This is a genomic window from Shewanella halifaxensis HAW-EB4, assembly GCF_000019185.1.
Taxonomy (GTDB): domain Bacteria; phylum Pseudomonadota; class Gammaproteobacteria; order Enterobacterales; family Shewanellaceae; genus Shewanella; species Shewanella halifaxensis.
Genome location: NC_010334.1, coordinates 773323 through 792442, shown reverse-complemented (window position 1 = coordinate 792442; position 19120 = coordinate 773323). Strand labels below are relative to the sequence as shown.

The following is a 19120-nucleotide window of genomic DNA, read 5'->3' as shown; positions in this document are numbered from 1 at the left end:
TTATTCCTTATTTATCCACATTGCCCAGTAGATAGTCATGCTTGCTAAGCACATAACTGATAATGGTAGATACGTCATATAATGTTCCTGGTAAGGTAAATTGCATATTATCAGTGAGCCCGCAGCTATAGATCTCTTTATTAGCACGAACCAGTAAACGCTTACCTTCGACTAGGAAACCTGAATTCTCACTGGTCTCAAAATCTTCAAGGCGATTGAAAATAGTAAACTTACTCTTATAAGGTTTGCCATCCCAAGGACAGAACTGAGCACAGTTACCACATTCGTTACAGTAAGCATCGATATGCAGTACTTGGAACTGATCCTTAAAGCCAGGAATTGGCAACGAGATATTAGCGCGGTTAGGACACACATCGACGCACTTGCTACACACATAAGAGCACTCTAAACAGCGCTTAGACTCTTGCTCAATAAAGGCGACTTGATCGTCTTCGCTACTTAACAGCTTCACCTGAATTTCGCCCTTACGGGCATAGATAGCCTTAACATCGATATCCGATTTAACCACTAGATTTGGCTCATTGAGCAACTCTTTGGCAAGAATGGCTGATGAAGCTTTACGACCACCAGAGATAGCAGAAACGATATTCGATGGGCCGGTGCTGGCATCGCCAATTAGATAGACATTCTCAAGACTTGTCTCACAGGTTGATTTCGATACGACTGGCCAGCCATCTTCTCCCATTGGGATACCGATACGGCTCAGTACTGCAACGTTACTTTGCTCACCCACTGCAGTAATTACGCTGTCAATTTCAAGTTCGACAGTCTCATTGGTGGCAACAGGACTGCGACGTCCCTTAGCATCAACTTCGCCTAACTCCATCACTCGTGCGACTAACTTGCCATTGGCATAGAAACCTTCAGGATTAGTGAGGAACATAAACTGAACCCCTTCAGCTAGTGCCTCTTCATACTCTTCTTTGTAAGCTGGCATCTCAGCCACTGTACGGCGGTAAAGTACAGTAACCTGCTCAACACCACTGACTTTAAGTGCAGCTCTAGCGCTATCCATGGCAGTATTACCTGCACCGATAACGGCGACATGTTTACCCAGTGGCGCCTTATATGAACTGACGTCGAATTCGCCCTTGTTGTATTGAGATAAAAAGTCCAATGACTTGTAAATATGGGTGTTGTCACCCTCAAGTTTGATAGGGTTACCTTTATCAGCACCGATCCCTAAACAGATATATTTGAAACCGCTCTCTTGTAACGATGATACGGTAAGATTATCACCGCAGCCGTACTCGATATTAACTCCGTGAGCAGTCACAAACTCGATATCATGCTCGATGGCAGAAGCGGGTATTCTAAAGTGAGGAATGATATTTTTAACGACGCCGCCAGCATTATTCTCTTTTTCAAAGATGGTGACCGGATGACCCGCTTTGGCTAAGAAGTATGCCGCCGATAGCCCCGCAGGACCGGCACCTAATACGGCTGCAGGAGCCTTATTTTCAAGACTTGGCTTATGCCATTTTTGCTTATATTCATCCCAACCTTTTTCCAGCGCAATCTTCTTCATCTCGCGGATATCAATTGCACCTTCATAGTCACGGCGGGTACAGTTAAACTGGCATTGGTGATCACAGATCTGTCCTGTAATGGCAGGTAGTGCATTACGAGAATAGATAAGCTCTAGTGCCTGAGCATATTTTTGCTCGCCCATAAGGCGTAGATACTCAGGAATATCTTGGCTGATAGGACATGCTGTAACACAGGGTGCTACCGAACAATCAGTGAAAGGTAGTGCTCTATTGACTGAAATATCTTCTGGTCCACGCCACTCTTTTTGAGTGTAATCAACAGTTAAAGATTTTTCTGCCAAAGCCGCTAGCTTGACAAGGTCAACTTTTTCCATCTGCCAAAACTTGCTGTCCGCCAACTCATTAACACAATCGGTTAAGCGCATGTAACCACCTGGCTTAAGCAGGTCGGTGGCCATAGTAATGGGGCGAATACCCGTTTCAAATATCTCTTTAATGTTGAATTTACTCGCGCCGCCAGAGTAAGAGATTGGTAGTTCACCATCAAACTCTGTGGATAGCTCTAGCGCGACATTAATAGATAATGGGAACAAGGCGCGACCAGACATATACATCTCTTTGTCTGGTAGTCGGCCTTTCTTATTAATCGTACCTAAGGTGTTAGTCAGTTTGACACCAAAGCCGATATCAAGGCTCTTACCTAACGCCATCAAGCGGCCTAACATGGCTTTAGCATCGGTAAGTTTTAAATCGTGACCAAATGCCTCTTCACTCAATGCGATATGGGTGAAGCCTGCATTATCTAAAATTGAGCGCACTCTAGGGTAACCCAACAAGGTTGGATTAAGCTTAACGAAGGTATTGATGTGTTTATCTTCAATCATGTAACGGCAGATGGCCTCAATTTCATGAGGAGGACAACCGTGCATGGTCGATAACGTGACACCTGTAGATAACTGTGGGGAGATAGAATCAATCAGGTTATTAGTGTTTACACCATAGCGCAGTTCTAAATCATTATCGGTGATAAACTCGCGTAACTCTTGTTGGTACTTAGCAAATAATGGATGCTTACTTGAATCTATCATGTCATCGATATAAGCCTGCATAGGTGCAGTCTTAATACCAGCAAGATCGTAACCTACGCTCATATTGAACACGAATGACTTAGGCTCACCTTCCGCTAGCGGCTGAAACACCTCTTCAAGTAAATATAGAGCAATCCAAGCTTTCAGATACTCATCATAGGCCTTTACTAGTGTAAATTCAGTAGACCACTCGGTATTAAAGCACTCATCTTCGGCGTCGATGCAAGGCTTAGCAATTTCTAAGGTATCGAGTTTCTGGACAGTCTTAAGCTCCATAAAGCGACCGCCAGCCAACCAAGAGCAGATAATATTTTGCGCAAGTTGGGTATGGGGTCCCGCTGCAGGGCCTACTGGTGTCTGACAATTTTCGCCCCAAACTGCAAGCTTGTTGGTATCTTCCTTATGATAGAATTGCTTCGCAGGGATCCCAAAAATTGATCCACTGCTCTTGTACTCACTGAACATACGATTAAGCAGCTCTCCGAACGGAACGGGACGCATAATGTCTGCCATGATATTTCTCCTTGGTACGACTCTGTTGTTATCTGTAAAGCCACTACATTTGCCAATCTAGGTTTAAGCAATGCTGGACTCATATTTATAATTCTTTGTCTTGAACAACGCTTTGTTTTGAATAGGAGCAACTAACACGCCAAGCTGATGGCTTTGCCGTGATAACCAAGCAAAAGCGTGACCACGGTCAAGATTAATCATTTTTTTGCGAGAATAAACCAAGGAAAATAAGCTGAGATGTGCTGTTTAGAGAGGAGGTTATTAAAGAATTATCAACAGTGAGAGCTTAGATGATTGATACCAAGATAAATTGGTATCAATTTGATAAGTGGTGCGGAAACTCTTATAGGGCGGCGATAATAATTAGCGTATTTATTATACTGATTGGTCTGATTTAAGTAGGGCTTGATACGCCTCAGGAGTATCAACATCAAGGTGTATATTGACTGTTGTTAACGCTAAATATTCGATTCTTTGCTGCTTGATAATGGACTTCATTTTACTCTCCTTTGCAGCGCCAACGACTAATGGCACGATAGACCTAGGCAGCAATACCGGATGACCAGTGCGCTCAGGATTGCCTGGAAATACCACCTTACCTCTTCGCTGCCACATAGCATGAAAAACCCTACTATCTATCATAGGCATATCACCATGGGTAATGAAAAAGTGCTCGGTGCTAACCTGTTGAACACCGAGCTGAATTGAGCTAAACATGCCCGTGGAAAAATGTTCATTGATAACGACCAAAATATTAGGTTTGTCCCGATATCTCAGCATCAGCTCTTCGCCTCTAAAGCCTGCAACCAGAATAACTCGAGAACAAAAACTCAGTGCGTTTTCAATGCATTGATCAAGTATTGTGTGATTTTTATATGCTAGCATCAGCTTCCAATCACCCATACGAGATGACAAGCCTGCAGCGGGTATTACGCAATCAACCGCAGGGGGTTGAGTCTCTTGTAATGGCATCTATATTCTCCAAGATGAGGACGCTATGTTAGTTGACGCGCTTATTAATGCCTGTGCTAATGATCAAACAATAACCCTTCAATCTAAGTTATCGAACCAAGCTCCAGTACCCAGTCTACTCGTAGCCTTAGTCGGCGGCGGAGGCAAGACCAGCACGGCTTTTCGCTTGGCTCAACAAGCTAAGGCTCGGGGAATGAAGGTGCTCATTACCACAACGACCAAGATGTACCTACCAAGTGAAAGTCTGTGTGACACTATTATCGATAGCGAGAACTTAATCTATCAAATTGATAGGCTTAGTGACGTTGTTGATACTCAACCTGAGAGCTATACAGTTAACAAAAAAAACACTATTGTGAGCCACCTCAATATTCTAAAACCTGCCACCTTAGAGGCTGTCAGTCATCGCGAAACAAATTCAGTTTTAAACCCCGTATCGCCAACTCACTATACTCCCTTATCAATTCCCCCTGCAAGCGTCTACTTCTGCTATCAGAAAAAACTAAAACCACTTGAAAATAAAGAAAAAAATACAGATAAAATAAAAATATCTGGTTTGTCTTTTGCCGAGATAGAGCAGATAAAAAATGCTGCAATATTCGATTTGATCATTATAGAAGCCGACGGTGCAAAACACTTACCACTCAAAGCACCTTCTAGGCATGAGCCTTGCATTCCCCCCTATGTTGATATCGTGATAGCTGTCACCGGATGTGAAGTGATTAATCAGAAAATCCAGCCAGAGCTTGTACATCGCTGGGTTGATTTCCAAGACATCACTCAATGTCAGGCTGGCGACAAGCTAGATCGACGGGTTTTGGCCAGGTTAATAGCCCATAAAGATGGCATGTTTAAGCATGCTCCAGCTAACGCTAAGCGAGTTTGGTTGATCAATAAAGTCGACCTAGCAAGCAACTATGTTGCAATCAAAGAGCTCGCAAAAAGTTTAGTTAAACAGGGAGTACCACTTGATGTCATCTGGCTCGCTAGCATGCAAACAGCCAACCCGATTAAAGAGGTGATAACTGGAAAGTATACCCAAGCCACTTGAGAATGCTTGATTCAGTGGGAATTTATAGGTCGCTTGGGGATAGATCACTAACACAAATGAGAAAGCGAGCTAACCGCTTTCAATGGTACAAGGTAGATTTATGAATATTTTTGCCCACGCGGCCCAATTAGAAGAACTTAATACTCCTTTCGCCCTCACCAATATTCTCGAAACATCTGGTTCAGCCCCCAGACACCAAGGTCAGATGATCGTTAAATTAGATGGCAGCATCATCGGCACCGTCGGCGGCGGCATGATTGAGCGCTACGTCATCGAGCAAGCCATCGAAGCCATCAAGCAAAGAGAACCCAGAGTCGTCAAGGGACGCATGACTCGCACAGGTCCCGATGCCATGGGAATGGATTGTGGCGGCTCGATGACTGTGCATATTGATGTATTTGGTTTAAGAGCGCCATTAGTCCTTATCGGCGCAGGTCATGTTAATCGCGCTGTAGCTAAAGCGGCTCATGTATTAGGATTTGATATTACCGTAGCGGACGCCTTTGCCGATAGTCTAGCTGAGGAACACTTTCCTCAGGGCAGCAAGCTCATCCTTGGCAACACCATGGAAGAGGCTATCGATAAACTCACTATTAATAGTGCAAGCTATGTGGTTATCGCGACTAACCATCAAGATAAAGACGCTATCTCTAAAGTCGTTAAACAAGATGCCAAGTATATCGGTCTAATGGCCAGTAAACGTAAGGTACAAACCCTGTTTACCCACCTTAGAAATATAGGCATAAGTGACGAGCGCATCGCTAATGTTTACTCTCCCATCGGCTTTAGTATCGGCGCCGAGACACCTGAAGAGATTGCCATTAGCATCATGGCTGAAATATTAAAGGTGAAAAACAGTGCGGCTGGTGGCTTGATGAAGGACGACACGCGGATCAATCGCAAGCGCCTAGTGCTCATACGGGGGGCTGGCGATATCGCCACTGGCGTTGCGATTCGATTGCATAATTCAGGCTTTAAGGTCGTCATGACCGATATTGCCAAACCCAGCGTGATCCGCCGCAGCGTGGCCTTTGCCCAGTGTTTATTCGACTACAGTGTTACAGTTGAAGGCATTACAGCTAAAAAAGCAGATTGCAGCAACTCCGTCTATAAACTTATCGATCAGGGGATGATCCCCGTATTGGTAGATGAACAATGCACCAGCGCGGCAAAATTACACCCAAGCTTTGTCGTCGATGCCATATTGGCCAAGCGTAACTTAGGCACATCGAAAGAGCTGGCTCCACACACTGTCGCCCTAGGCCCAGGTTTTATGGCCGGTGTCGATTGTGACGCTGTAATCGAGACTAACCGAGGCCATCATTTAGGCCGCATCATCTATCAAGGTGAAACTGCGCCTAATACAGGTGTTCCCGGAAATATTGGTGGCTACACCCATCAGAGAGTATTAAGGGCGCCCCATGCAGGCGTTATGCATTGCCATGTCAAACTCGGCGATATCGTAAAAGAGGGCGATCTTATCGCTCAAATTAACGATACCCCCATCAATGCGCCGCTCTCTGGAAAAGTCAGAGGTTTACTCAATGACGAGTTAGAAGTATATGAAGGATTAAAGATTGGTGATATCGACCCAAGAGGTGAGGACGCCGATCACCTTAGTGTCTCCGATAAGGCCCGCGCCATTGGAGGCAGCGTGTTAGAAGCCCTACTGCAACTAGAAATGCAAAGTTAGTACTCACTACTACTTCATACTTAAGCATTCCAGCAAAAACCGATGAGCCAGAAGATAAACTTCTGGCTCATCTTTTTTTTATAGCTTAACCATCTGTCAGTTAACCAGTTGCAAATATCTTTTGGTGATGCACTTCTACTTTGAACAAGAGGATGGTCTAAATCAAAAAAGACATGGTTGCCCTAGCTTTTTCTATCTATTTTTCAGAGATGACACCATGTGGGATGAGAATACTTGTGCAAATAAACTATTGACGCCATAGTCATTTTTTATGTGTATTGACTAATTAGTGAACAAGTCGAAAATATTACCCAAAGTACTAGTTTTACCCCGGTAAAATTCTGTATAAGTACAATTAGAACATATTACAGCTGTGAATTTTCGATTTTGCATATCAAATATCTTAGACCAACCACTACCTGTAGTTGCAATTGTATCCGTATCATAATCCCTGCAATCACATTTGGGACATTGCCAATTATTAGACATATTAACTCCTTGTTTTGATGATAACTCTAATACACATAATCCCCAACTCAGCGGGAGCAACTTGATTGGCTAAAATCTGCGAGGTACAGCGCAGCCAACCAAGTTGAAGTTCGCCGACGGTGCCTTGTTAACTGTCGCCTGCTCCGGGCAAAAAGAATTCAACCTTGCCGCATGACTCACAAGCGTACATATCAAGAGCCTGTTTATCTACAAACAACTCTCCGATATTGCCCAATGCGCCCCAACGAGTCCCTTCATGGAACTCTTTGGAACCCAGCTTGATCATGGGAGACTCACAACGCAGGCACTCCAAAACTTGGCTTTGGGATTCAGATAGTTTTTCCTGTCCTCTCTCACAGCCACAGTTCCAACAAACTTCAAAGCTAGTTTCTTCGATCTCGGTACTACAGTTTTGACATTTCCAAGCCATAAAACCTCCTAGAAAGTTAACGTCGTAATAATGGGCAAAAAACTTATTGGCTAAAATAGCGACGAAAGAGCAAAAGCCAACTGTTTTTTGTTCTGATTAATTTGCTTGTTATGTTTTGACTACCCCATACGCTTAACTTCAAATGACATTTGAACTTTAACTGGTGTCTTTTGTGCGTTTAACTGAGAAGGCTTATATTTTATTTTAGGTATCTTATTTAAGTGTTTTTGAGTCATCCACCCATCAGGAGTAGAGCTAACCAACTCTTTAGTGATTTCATTACCATTTGAATCAATGACGATAGAATATGTTCCTTTTCCTTCTCCTTTTGGTAACCAATCGGGGCGTCTTGACAGCATTTTTATTTTGGTTGGATCTCGAACCCAATAATTATTTAACTCTGACTCTTTAACTTCAATAATAGCCCCAACATATGACGGCTCATATGTGGACTTACAGCCAATTAAAATCAATGTTAAAGATAAAGCTACTAGAATTATTTTATTCATAATCTAATTCCTTGTTGCGAAACTAGTAAAAAACATAACAGCTTATTGAATAGCGGCTCAATAATATTCCGGTTAAAATTACAACTCAGTAGCAATCAGCCAAGCTAACCCGCTGTTAACAAACAAAAAATAATATAACTGAAAATTAATTACTCAATATAAAGCCCTCAAAATTGAGCGTCTTGCTCTAGAGGCATCTAAAAAATTTTACTAAATATTTTTATTTCAATAACTTATCAAAACTTAGGGAGCTTATCGAGCGTAAAACACCAGTTTTCACTCACTTTTTATAGCCATTTTCAAAAATGAGTTACTACCGAATAGCGCTTAGAATATACAGCTGTAATTAAAAAGGGCTCTTATGAATAGACCATCTACCGATAATTAAGTTAATTTTTGTATGGTTATACGCGATGGATCTAGTGCTGACGAAATCACTAGCCAACTAACTAATGAAGCATTTCCTTGTTACAGATGACTTAAAATTAACAATGGGTATCATTAATTAGCCTCCTCCATAGATGGCAGCGTGTTAGAAGCCCTACTATACCTAAAAATGCGCAGTTAGCGCTCACTACCACTCATGCATCTGCTTTTTTTATAGCTTAACCATCTGTCAGTTAACCAGTTGCAAATATCTTTTAGGTGATGCACTTCTACTTTGAACAAGGGTTTTACGAGGGATAGCAAACTTCAACCATAGACAAACATAATAGTCGGTAAATTAATATGCGATTAATAATGACTGGTCTGATTTATTTCTGATTTATTTCTGATTTATTTTTTAAGTCTGATTTATTTCATAAATGACCGCAAGCTAGTCAATCGTTCACGGAGCCATAAAGATAACTTTTAACTGAAGTTAGCCTAACAAAACAGCTTAGATCCCACTATCAAAATCATATAAAACCAGCTATCAAAATGAGATTAACAACGATAATACTATCAATATGATTCTTTTTGTTTTTCATACACTTAAGCAGCATTCTTTTCGGTATATTCAGGCTAAATTCGTGATCTACGCCACATTATCTTTCTCTAAAGCTAAGGTAGTATCAAAAGAATACCTCTTTTTATGTACCTACATTTTAGGTATTTCTATCCACATTAGGCCTGAGCTAAGCGACGTCTTTTTTATTAGCGCCAACGGCGTTTTATGCAGATCAAATAGATAATTGATCACATATGTTAGACGACTGAACTAGCCTAATAAACTTAGGAACGTCATGTTATGTCTTCATCTGAGCAAAAAATCAGTAAAAATAAGCAACAAGAATGTATTTCTACGCAATATCCTGGTTTAGATACCGTAATCCATGGAAATGGCGCGGTCGCCCACGTAATGAACTATGTTTGTGGCGGTGTGATAGGTTACCCCATTACTCCATCAACAGAAATTTCCGAAATCTATGAAGAGTTTCGCGCCCAAGGTGGCTGCAACATCTGGGATCAACATCCCTTCTTCTATGAGCCTGAAGGTGAACATTCTGCACAAAGTGGTGCATTGGCCGCAGCCTTAACCGGTGGTAAGTACATCTCTAACGCCTCTTCAAGCCAAGGCATTCTCTACGCGCTAGAGTCTCACTATGTCACTGTTGGTAAAAAAACCGCAGGATTTGTGCTGCATGTTGCTGCACGCTCGGTCTCTCGTCACTCGCTTAACGTGATGGCAGGCCATGATGATGTTTACGCTCTACTCTCTGCAGGTTACACCACGCTATTTGCCAGCAATGCTCAAGAAGCAGCCGATATGGCGGCAATCTCTTATAAAGTGAGCGCGCAATCACTTATTCCAGTCGCTAATACCATGGATGGCTTTGCCACCAGCCACATTCAAAGCAAGGTATACCTTCCAGAGCCGGAGCTACTTAAGCAGTTTCTTGGCAACCCAAGCGATCGTATCCCTGCCCCCACAGAAGCCCAGCGCCTACTTTATGGTGCCAAGGGACGTGTATGGCAACTGGGCCACTTTATCGAGCTGAATCAAGATGAGTTCTGGCCAGAAAAGCGCTCAGAGCTGCAAGCGTATCTGGCGAGTAACAGCGATAAGGTCGAGACAGACAGTAGCGGCGAACTCATTGAAGCAACAAAAGAGTGGGTTCCAACTGAGCTGCAAAACAAGTGGCGCCGCGCTTGGTTAAACGCCTATGAGAAAGACACTCGCCAGCGCGTACCAGCACTGGTTGATACCCACAACCCAGGGTTAACGGGTGGCGTGCAGAATCAGCCAGATTACCAAGCGGGTATTGTCGATCACCGCACTCACTTCCTTAGCGATGTGCCGCAGTTTATCGAACAAGCGATGGCGGAATATGGCGAATTAACAGGCCGTCACTATGAGCCTGTTATGGAGTTTATGTGTGAAGATGCAGACCATGTCGTTATCGGACTCGGTTCTGTCACCGATGACGCCGAAGCCGTTGCCAGTTACCTGCGCGACCAAGGCAAAAAGGTGGGCGTACTATCACTTAAGCAGCTCTATCCATTCCCAGAAGCCAAGTTAATTGAAAAACTTGCAGGCAAAAAGTCAGTTACCGTACTTGAGCGCTGTGACGAGACTCGCTTAACAGAGAGCGTGTCACGCTCACTAATGAAGGCCCGTGAAAATGCCGATGAAATGCGTCACCCAGGTATTATGCCGCTTAAGAAACTGCCTCAGCTCAGCACAGGTATATTTGGTCTAGGTGGTCACGATCTTCAGCCATCTCACTTGATTGCTGTATTTGATAACATGTACGCCAAGGCAACTAAGCCGTTCTTCTATGTTGGCACCACCTTTTTCGATGACGCGGCAACGGGTGAGCTAGAGCGGGTACAAAACCGTTTACGCCAAGCTTACCCAAGCACAGAACTAATGGCACTGGAGGTGGGTGAAAATCCAAACCTTCTACCCGATAGCGCCATACGTATCCGCTTCCACTCTGTCGGTGGCTACGGCACGATCGCAACGGGTAAACTGCTCACCGATATTCTATCTGGCGCACTGGGCTTACACTCTAAATCGATGCCAAAATATGGCTCAGAGAAGAGTGGCGCACCCACCAACTTCTTTATCACGCTGTCTCCCGATCCAATCAAGCTGACCAACGCCGAGCTCAAACAGGTTGAGGTGGTGTTATCGCCTGATCATAAAGTATTTATGCATACCAACCCGCTAGCTGGTCTGCAAAAAAATGGTACCTTTATCCTGCAAACCCACCATACCCCAGAGCAGGTATGGCAAGAACTCCCAGCGAGTGCCCGTCAGTATATTCGTGAAAACAACATCCACTTCTATATTGTCGATGCTTTTGAAGTAGCACGTAAGCATGCACCGACACCTGATCTTGAGATCCGTATGATGGGTATCGCCTTTATTGGTGCACTATCAGGCCATGCCGATCAGGTGACAGGTGACACCGATCCACTGCAGATGCTTGAGCGTATCGAGAAGCAGATCAACAAGAAGTTTGGTGCTAAGGGCGAGAAGATTGTTGCCGGTAATATGGCGGTGATCAACGATGGTATCGAGGCGACTCAGGCCGTTAACTATGCTGATTTTGAAGATAAGTCTGCAGCATCAACCGTCATCTCTAAACAACAGAAGCGATCAACTCAGGCAAGTTGTGGCCTATTTGACCAGAGCTACTTCGACAATATCGCCGGTAAGAAATACGCCGATGGCACTATCGGTGATGCACCTGTCATTCCAGGTTCAGGTATGTTTATCCCGCCTTCAAGTGCGATTACTAAAGATAAGGGACTGTTCCGCCTCAATGTGCCTAAGTTTGATCCAGATAGCTGTACCGGCTGTATGGAGTGTACGATTGCCTGTCCAGATGGTGCGATCCCGAACGGGATCTATGAGCTACACGACCTACTGACCCACGCCCTTAACAAGCTAGAGATCCCACCCGCGCAGCTTGAGCAGGCGAAATCACAGATCCAACCTATCTGTGACGGTATTCGTCATCACTACCGCAACCTTGCTAAAGGCGAGTCAGCTTCGTTGCCACAAATTGTAGCAACCGTTGTCGATAAGATGGCCTTTAGCGGTCCAGCTGTTAAGCATATCGCCGGTATGTGCGTAGTACTTGAAACTATGCCTATGAGTTTCACTAAGCCATTTTTCGACGCGATGGAAAATGATATTCCAGGCTCTGGCGGGTTATTTAGCCTAGCGGTCGATCCGAGCAAGTGTACTGGCTGTATGGAGTGTGTCGATGTATGTGGCCCTAAGTCGCTATCAAAAGTGCGCCAAACTACAGAGCTATGCAATGAAATTCAGCAGCACTTCGATACCTTGGCCGAGCTACCCAATACGCCAATTCGCTTCCTCGAGCAGGCAACCCAAAATGCGAGTGAAGCCAAGCGACTACTACTCGATCGCAATAACTACTACGCCATGAGCTCGGGCCATGGTGCCTGTCGTGGTTGTGGCGAGGTAACCGCACTTCGTCTAGTGACTTCGATTAACCGCGCGCTACAGCAGCAGCGCTATAAGGCACATATCGTTCAGCTTGAGGAGTTACTTGAGCAACTAGAGGCTAAGAAAGCTAGCCTTCTGGCCGATAATGCTACAGATAACAGCGATCCACAGCGCTTAGCGCGTATCGAGCAAACTATCGCCCAGCTAGATAAGCGTCTCTATCTATTTGAGCAGGGGCCAACGGGCAAAGGTCCTTCGGATGCACTGATCGCTAATGCTACAGGTTGTAGTAGTGTTTATGCATCGACCTTCCCATCAAACCCGTACCAAGATCCATGGATCAACAGCTTGTTCCAAGACACGCCAGCTATCGCTAAAGGCTTGTTTGAGGGTGAAGTTGTCAACCAGCTTGCGCAAATTAAAGCGGTTCGTAGTGCCAAGCTAGATATTAACGATCAATATGATCCTGAAGTTCATGACAAACAGCTTCGCTACCTTGAGTGGGCAGGTCTTAGCGACAGTGAGCTTGCCCTACTTCCAACGGTATTTAGTGTTGGTGGTGATGGTGCCACCTACGATATCGGTTTTGGCGCGTTATCTCGCCTACTGACTACATCGACTCCGATTAAAGTGCTTGTACTCAATACTGGTAGTTACTCAAATACCGGTGGCCAGGCTTCAACATCAAGCTTTACCGGACAGGACTCTGACTTGAGCCGTGTTGGTAAAGCTCACAGCGGTAAGCAAGAGGTGCGGAAAGAGCTAGGTATTATCGCCAGCTTCCACCCGAAAGTGATGGTTATTCAAACCTCTACTGCGCTGCAGGGTCACTTTATGTCGAGCCTAATAGAGTATGTAAACTATCAAGGTGCGCCTGCATTGCTAGATGTTTACACCCCCTGTATGGGTGAACACGGTATCGCCGATGATGCTAGTACACGCCACTCTCGCTTAGCAGTTGAGAGCCGCATGAACCCGGTATTTATCCACGACCCACGCAAGGGTGAAACCTTAGCCGAGCGCTTCTCACTAGACGGAAACCCTGAGGGAGACCAAGACTGGGCAACCCAAACTATCACTTACGTCGATAGCGATGGCATGACGCAGCTTAAGCAGGTGCCGTTTACCCCAGCCGATTTCGCCCTATTTGAGGGACGTTTCAAGAAGCAGTTCAGAGTCGTTAGCGAAAGCGATGATGTTGTTGAGGTCGCTGAATACCTTAAGCTCAGCAAATCAGAGCGTGCGGGTAAGACTCCAGTGATCTGGGCTACAGATAAGCAGCAGCACCTTATCCAGCTAGGCATAGTCGATTCCCTCGTCGCCCTTTGTGAAGAGCGCCTTCGTAACTGGAAGATGCTGCAGTACCTAAGTGGCCAACATATGAAGCAGGTTGAGCTTAGCTACCAGCAGCAACTTGAGCAATGGCGTCAACGCTACGAGCAAGCTATGGATGAGAAAGAGATCGCTATCGACAGCATGGCTAACGGCCTAGCTGAACTTGCCATGACCGCTGATACAGTCTCTTCCAGCGCTCTTGCTGCAGGCAATCGTATCCCAGTGACTCAGCTAGATAGCAGCGCAAATGATGCGCCTGCTGCAGGCGGCAATCAGCCTATCGTTGTTATCAGCGAAGAGGAGCAAGCCGAGTGTAACGATTGCAAATCTTGCTACCAACAGGTGAGTGAGCTATTCGAAAAAACCACCATTATCTGTAACGGTGAAGCTAAAGTGGTTGCTCAGGTGATCCCTGGAGCTGTCGACAGTGTCGCGCTAACGGATGATCTTGTTAGAAGAGCCAAGCGTATCGTCGATGAATGCGATGCCGAGATCATTCACTTTAACGCACCAGCAACTGCAGGAGTGTAACTATGACTGTTTCTTTATCGCAATCCCAGCGTGACTTGCTGATGCAGAAGATGGAGCAAGATCCCCAACGCTTCCAGCAGATGGTGATTGATGACAGCATGCAAGCTATTCGTCAAACCATGAAAAATGGCAAGTTAAACGCGGCCTTTACAACTAAGTTATGGGAGCTGCTGCTACAAGATAATGATCTTAGTGTCTCGTTGCAGCGCTATCTATGGCGAATTCCGCTAAAGCAGAAACGCACCTTTATTCAAGGTATCGATCAGCACCTAAGTGATCGCTACCCTATGTTCAAAGGTTTGTCAGAAGGCTGGCCAGGCAAGAACAATATTCCGCCTTATGTGCGCCCAGCCGAGGAGCGACGCCGTGACTTTGACCTCGTAACCCAAGGCTACCTTGGCTATATGGGGCTAGGTTATAGCCTGCGTGAAGTGGAGCTATTTGTCTGGCTAGAAGTTATTCGTGATAAGCAGTGTGAAGACAGACCCTGTGAGATCGGTGTTCCGGTGTGCAACGATAAAGGCGAAGAGCAGGCCGAGAGTGATGGCGGCTGCCCGGTTAAGATCCATATCCCCGAGGTATTAAACCTGATGGGAGAAGGAAAGCTCAGAGCCGCATTTGATCTCATTCGCGAAGCCAATCCGCTACCGAATATGACCGGCCGAGTCTGCCCGCAAGAGCTGCAGTGCCAAGGTGTGTGTACCCACAACGAGCGTCCAATTGAGATAGGACAACTCGAGTGGTTCCTGCCTCAGCGTGAGCGTGAGTTAGGCACCGACCTCCCCCAAGAGTGCATGGTTAACCCTTGGGTCGCGGCTAACAAGCCACCTATCGCCATCATAGGCTCTGGCCCATCAGGGCTTATCAACGCCTACCTGCTGGCCAGCGCGGGGCATCCGGTAACCGTATTTGAAGCCTTCCACGCCTTAGGCGGCGTGCTGCGTTACGGTATTCCTGAGTTCCGTCTACCGAACCAGTTAATTGATGACGTCGTCGCCAAGATTAAAGCCCTTGGCGGACAATTTGTGACTAACTATATCGCGGGTAAAACCGCAACCTTTGCCGATCTTAAGCGTGCAGGCTTTGCCCGCGTGTTTGTTGGTACAGGCGCAGGTCTACCGCGCTTTATGAATGTGCCCGGTGAGCATCTCAATAACATTATGTCAGCTAACGAGTTTCTAACTCGCGTCAACTTGATGCAGGCTCACAAAGACGATTATGAGACACCGCTTCCGGATGTTGACGGTAAAGAGGTGGTGATTATCGGTGGTGGTAATACCGCTATGGATGCCGCGCGTACCGCTTGCCGTTTAGGCGCTAATGTCACCATCGTCTATCGCCGTACTAAAGATCAGATGCCGGCACGTGTCGAGGAGCTACACCATGCTCTCGAGGAGGGCATCGTGGTTAAAGAGCTCTGCTCACCAAGTGAGTTCCATGGCGATAAAAACCATGTTCTGTCCAGTGCAACGCTTGATCTGATGACATTGGGTGAGCCCGATGCATCGGGACGCTGTCGTCCGCAGCGCACCGGTGAAACTGAGCGAATGAAGATAGACCTTGCCATTATGGCGCTGGGTAACGACTCTAACCCCATTGTTAAAGATGCCGAGCCACAACTTGAAACCTCTAAATGGGGCACATTAGTGGTCAAGAAGGACTCGCAAGAGACCTCACTTGCTGGCATTTACAGTGGCGGTGATGCTACCCGTGGTGGCTCAACGGCGATTAAAGCCGCTGGAGATGGTCAGGCAGCAGCGAAAGAGATCATCAAGAGCTTGGATTTCAATCCTAAAGAGATCCAAACCATGGTCGCAGCGGCGAAAGCCTATACCGATATTGGTCAGATGCCATCTAAGATCGTCGGTCGTCGTCAGTTAACCGACGAGATTGTCGAGTTCACTATCAATGCGCCCTTTATTGCGCGCTCAGCCAAAGCTGGACAGTTTGTGCGGGTACTCGCGACCGAGAAAGGCGAGCTTATCCCACTGACACTTGCCGACTGGGATGCAGATAAAGGGACTATCGTTCTAGTGATACAAGGTCTGGGTAGCAGCTCAAACCTTATCAACCAGATGCAGGAAGGCGACTGCTTCACCGCTATCGCTGGCCCACTGGGTCAACCTAGCCATGTGAAGCAGCATGAAGAAAAGCGAGTGGTGTTTGCTGCAGGTGGCGTAGGCCTACCCGCAGTACACCCCATCATGCGAGCTCACTTAGAGTTAGGTAACAAGGTCACTTTAATCTCCGGCTTCAGAGGCATCGAGCAACGCTTCTGGACTGATGAAGGTGACAAGGTTGAGGTACTTCGGGCGCAATACGGCGAGCAGTTTGAGGTGATCTACGCCAGTAACGATGGCAGCTTCGGTATCAAGGGCTTTGTGACTACGCCGCTTGAAGGCATGCTTGAAAACCATCGAGATGGAAAAGGTGAACCGATAGCAGAAGTCGTCACCATCGGCCCACCTATGATGATGCGTGCCGTCAGCGATCAGACTTTAGGCTATAAAGTGCCTACTGTTGCAAGCTTAAACGCCATCATGGTCGATGCCACGGGTATGTGCGGTGCCTGTATGGTGCCGGTCATGGAGAATGGCAAGCTAGTGCGCAAACACGCCTGTATCGATGGCCCTGAAATTGATAGTCACATTATCGACTGGGATAAGTTACTACCACGCTTTAATCAGTTTAAAACTCAAGAGCGTCGCAGCCAGATCAAACATAAGTTTATTGAGGAGTAACCTTATCGCTGTAAGGCCCAAAACGAATAGCTTCAAGTAGTAAGCTTTAAGAAAAGATAAAGCCAGTTCAGTTGATTAAACTGAGCTGGCTTTTTTAGTGGCTGACATTCTGCAATCCCTTACTACCCCTTATTATCCATGACTATCCCGTTATCCTGCAGCCAATCACTACTGCCCTGCAGCCGCTGTTTCAACAGACATTTAACTGGAATAAAGGTGGATGCTAGCGCCAAGGACGACTTAGACAGCTCTATAATACCAATTGCATTAAGTATCTGTTCATTCAGTGGGAATTCAAAGCGCTGAAGTCAAGCTGGGAACTTGAAGCTAATAGTTATTCTATATCAAGAGTTTCCGGCGCAGCATGCAGTGCTTTGCCACTTGCTTTTAACATCAGCCACCCTGTGGGAAGCGCTCAAGCATTCCACTTCTGCTTTGCATCGACTCACAAGGGAATAACCATTCTGTCGTCCATGCGCCTTGAATTGAAAAGCTTGAGCGCTTCTGAATTGATTAAATATTTAATGCAATTGGTATAAGCACTTAAAAAGACAAGGAGTGTCACTAACATTAATAATAAATGTCTTGTGACTGAGGGGGCATGTAGGACATTGTCGTTCCGACTGGGAGTGTACTTGCGGCTTATCGCAGAAGTATCGTATATGGAGGCTGGGTATACTGAAATTAGTGGTGCAGTTCTACTTTGAACAAGAGGCTGATAATTGATCTCAATGTAGAGGCGGGCTTCATTGGGGGGAATAACAGATGAGCTATGAGCTAAAAATAGAATCTAACTTCATTTAAAGGCTAGCATCCTTACAGATGCTAGCGCTGTTGGTTAGCTTAAACTTTCAAGTGACAAGCTGCCTTCATAAGGCTAACGCAGGTTCCTGAACGCTCTGCTAATACATCGAGTCCATGCTCAAGCGCACCGATATAGGCTTTGCCACCCGACAAAGCAAAGTCGGTAACCGCTTCAACTTTTGGCCCCATGGAGCCTGCAGCAAAGCTGTACTGACTCAACTCTTCTGGTGTTGTACGGTGCAGTGCCCTTTGATTTTCAGTGCCCCAATCAAGGTAAACGGCATCAGCATCGGTAAGGATCAGCAATTTATCGGCTTTCAATTGCTTGGCAAGCAAGGTAGCAGACAGATCTTTATCAATAACACCTTCGACGCCGATATAGCCATGATCACTCTTGCACACAGGAATACCACCACCGCCACAACAGATAACAATATGGCCAGAACCCAACAGGGTGTTGATAGAAGAACGATCCAATATGCTCATCGGCTTTGGTGACGGTACCACACGGCGAACATAATCACCGTCGCGTTTCATGATCCAGTTATTGGCTTCGGCTAAGAGACCTGCCTCATCTTCATTATATACAGGGCCTACAAACTTGGTCGGATCCAACATGCTAGGATCTTGTGAGTCGACTTCGATGCGGGTCAAAATAGTAGAGACCTCACTGTGAGGCATCACATTTTGCAGCTCTTGGGCCAGCATATAGCCAATCATCCCCTCACTTTCGGCGCCCAATACATCTAGCGGGTAAGGAGCAACGTCTTTATAGGACAAATTTTGCAATGAAATCAAACCCACTTGCGGTCCATTACCATGAACAATCGCCACACGGTATTCTTTGGCGATTTCGGCGATAGCCACTGCAGCGATCTTGATATTAGCCAATTGATTTTGAAAACTCGGGGCATCGCCACGACGTAGTAAGGCGTTACCACCAAGGGCAACAACAGCAATAGGTTTCATAGATATTCCTTAATTTTCTGTCACTTAGCTCTACTTTAATTCATTCTTTGCTAAGTGATAGAGATGACAGATAATG

Annotated in this window: 10 protein-coding genes; 4 read left to right on the top strand and 6 right to left on the bottom strand. The window is 45.8% G+C overall.

From position 1 onward, the window contains the following. Positions 1-7 precede the first annotated feature (7 nt). Both ygfK and SHAL_RS03310 read right to left on the bottom strand, forming a co-directional pair. Complete coding sequence (ygfK, locus tag SHAL_RS03315) at positions 8-3112, bottom strand: putative selenate reductase subunit YgfK (protein WP_012275777.1); 3105 nt, start codon at positions 3110-3112, stop codon at positions 8-10. A gap of 375 nt (positions 3113-3487) precedes the next feature. Then, complete coding sequence (locus SHAL_RS03310; protein WP_012275776.1) at positions 3488-4084, bottom strand: NTP transferase domain-containing protein; 597 nt, start codon at positions 4082-4084, stop codon at positions 3488-3490. 25 nt (positions 4085-4109) lie between these two features. Between SHAL_RS03310 and yqeC the strand changes: the two genes are divergently transcribed. Next, positions 4110-5135 carry a selenium cofactor biosynthesis protein YqeC gene (gene yqeC, locus SHAL_RS03305; RefSeq protein ID WP_012275775.1) on the top strand — a complete coding sequence of 342 codons (1026 nt, stop codon included), beginning with the start codon at positions 4110-4112 and terminating at the stop codon, positions 5133-5135. Positions 5136-5235: 100 nt separating this feature from the next. Next, a complete protein-coding gene (gene yqeB / locus SHAL_RS03300; RefSeq protein ID WP_012275774.1) occupies positions 5236-6828 on the top strand; it encodes a selenium-dependent molybdenum cofactor biosynthesis protein YqeB in 1593 nt (530 codons plus the stop codon). Positions 6829-7110: 282 nt separating this feature from the next. Here the strand turns inward: yqeB and SHAL_RS22490 are convergent, their stop codons facing one another. From SHAL_RS22490 to SHAL_RS03290, 3 genes are all read right to left on the bottom strand, one after another. Beyond that, on the bottom strand, positions 7111-7317 hold the full coding sequence (locus tag SHAL_RS22490) for a zinc ribbon domain-containing protein (RefSeq protein WP_012275773.1): 207 nt from the start codon (positions 7315-7317) through the stop codon (positions 7111-7113). 127 nt (positions 7318-7444) lie between these two features. Further along, positions 7445-7747, bottom strand: a complete 303-nt coding sequence (locus SHAL_RS03295; RefSeq protein WP_012275772.1) for a hypothetical protein — start codon at positions 7745-7747, stop codon at positions 7445-7447. 119 nt (positions 7748-7866) lie between these two features. After that, entirely contained in the window at positions 7867-8256 is a 390-nt protein-coding gene (locus SHAL_RS03290) for a hypothetical protein (protein ID WP_012275771.1), read from the bottom strand. 1231 nt (positions 8257-9487) lie between these two features. Between SHAL_RS03290 and SHAL_RS03285 the strand changes: the two genes are divergently transcribed. Beyond that, a complete protein-coding gene (locus SHAL_RS03285) occupies positions 9488-14530 on the top strand; it encodes a 2-oxoacid:acceptor oxidoreductase family protein (RefSeq protein WP_150102052.1) in 5043 nt (1680 codons plus the stop codon). Positions 14531-14532: 2 nt separating this feature from the next. After that, a complete protein-coding gene (locus tag SHAL_RS03280) occupies positions 14533-17271 on the top strand; it encodes a sulfide/dihydroorotate dehydrogenase-like FAD/NAD-binding protein (protein ID WP_012275769.1) in 2739 nt (912 codons plus the stop codon). Between the two features lie 843 nt (positions 17272-18114). On the opposite strand, the gene arcC is transcribed toward SHAL_RS03280, so the two are convergent. After that, entirely contained in the window at positions 18115-19044 is a 930-nt protein-coding gene (arcC, locus tag SHAL_RS03275) for a carbamate kinase (protein WP_012275768.1), read from the bottom strand. Positions 19045-19120: the final 76 nt, after the last annotated feature.

What these genes read in the sequence shown, in the direction of transcription:
- SHAL_RS03310 (WP_012275776.1), bottom strand. Translation starts at nt 4,084, where the DNA reads ATGCCATTACAAGAGACTCAACCCCCTGCGGTTGATTGCGTAATACCC.
- arcC (WP_012275768.1), bottom strand. Translation starts at nt 19,044, where the DNA reads ATGAAACCTATTGCTGTTGTTGCCCTTGGTGGTAACGCCTTACTACGT.
- ygfK (WP_012275777.1), bottom strand. Translation starts at nt 3,112, where the DNA reads ATGGCAGACATTATGCGTCCCGTTCCGTTCGGAGAGCTGCTTAATCGT.
- SHAL_RS03295 (WP_012275772.1), bottom strand. Translation starts at nt 7,747, where the DNA reads ATGGCTTGGAAATGTCAAAACTGTAGTACCGAGATCGAAGAAACTAGC.
- SHAL_RS03285 (WP_150102052.1), top strand. Translation starts at nt 9,488, where the DNA reads ATGTCTTCATCTGAGCAAAAAATCAGTAAAAATAAGCAACAAGAATGT.
- yqeB (WP_012275774.1), top strand. Translation starts at nt 5,236, where the DNA reads ATGAATATTTTTGCCCACGCGGCCCAATTAGAAGAACTTAATACTCCT.
- SHAL_RS03290 (WP_012275771.1), bottom strand. Translation starts at nt 8,256, where the DNA reads ATGAATAAAATAATTCTAGTAGCTTTATCTTTAACATTGATTTTAATT.
- SHAL_RS03280 (WP_012275769.1), top strand. Translation starts at nt 14,533, where the DNA reads ATGACTGTTTCTTTATCGCAATCCCAGCGTGACTTGCTGATGCAGAAG.
- yqeC (WP_012275775.1), top strand. Translation starts at nt 4,110, where the DNA reads ATGTTAGTTGACGCGCTTATTAATGCCTGTGCTAATGATCAAACAATA.
- SHAL_RS22490 (WP_012275773.1), bottom strand. Translation starts at nt 7,317, where the DNA reads ATGTCTAATAATTGGCAATGTCCCAAATGTGATTGCAGGGATTATGAT.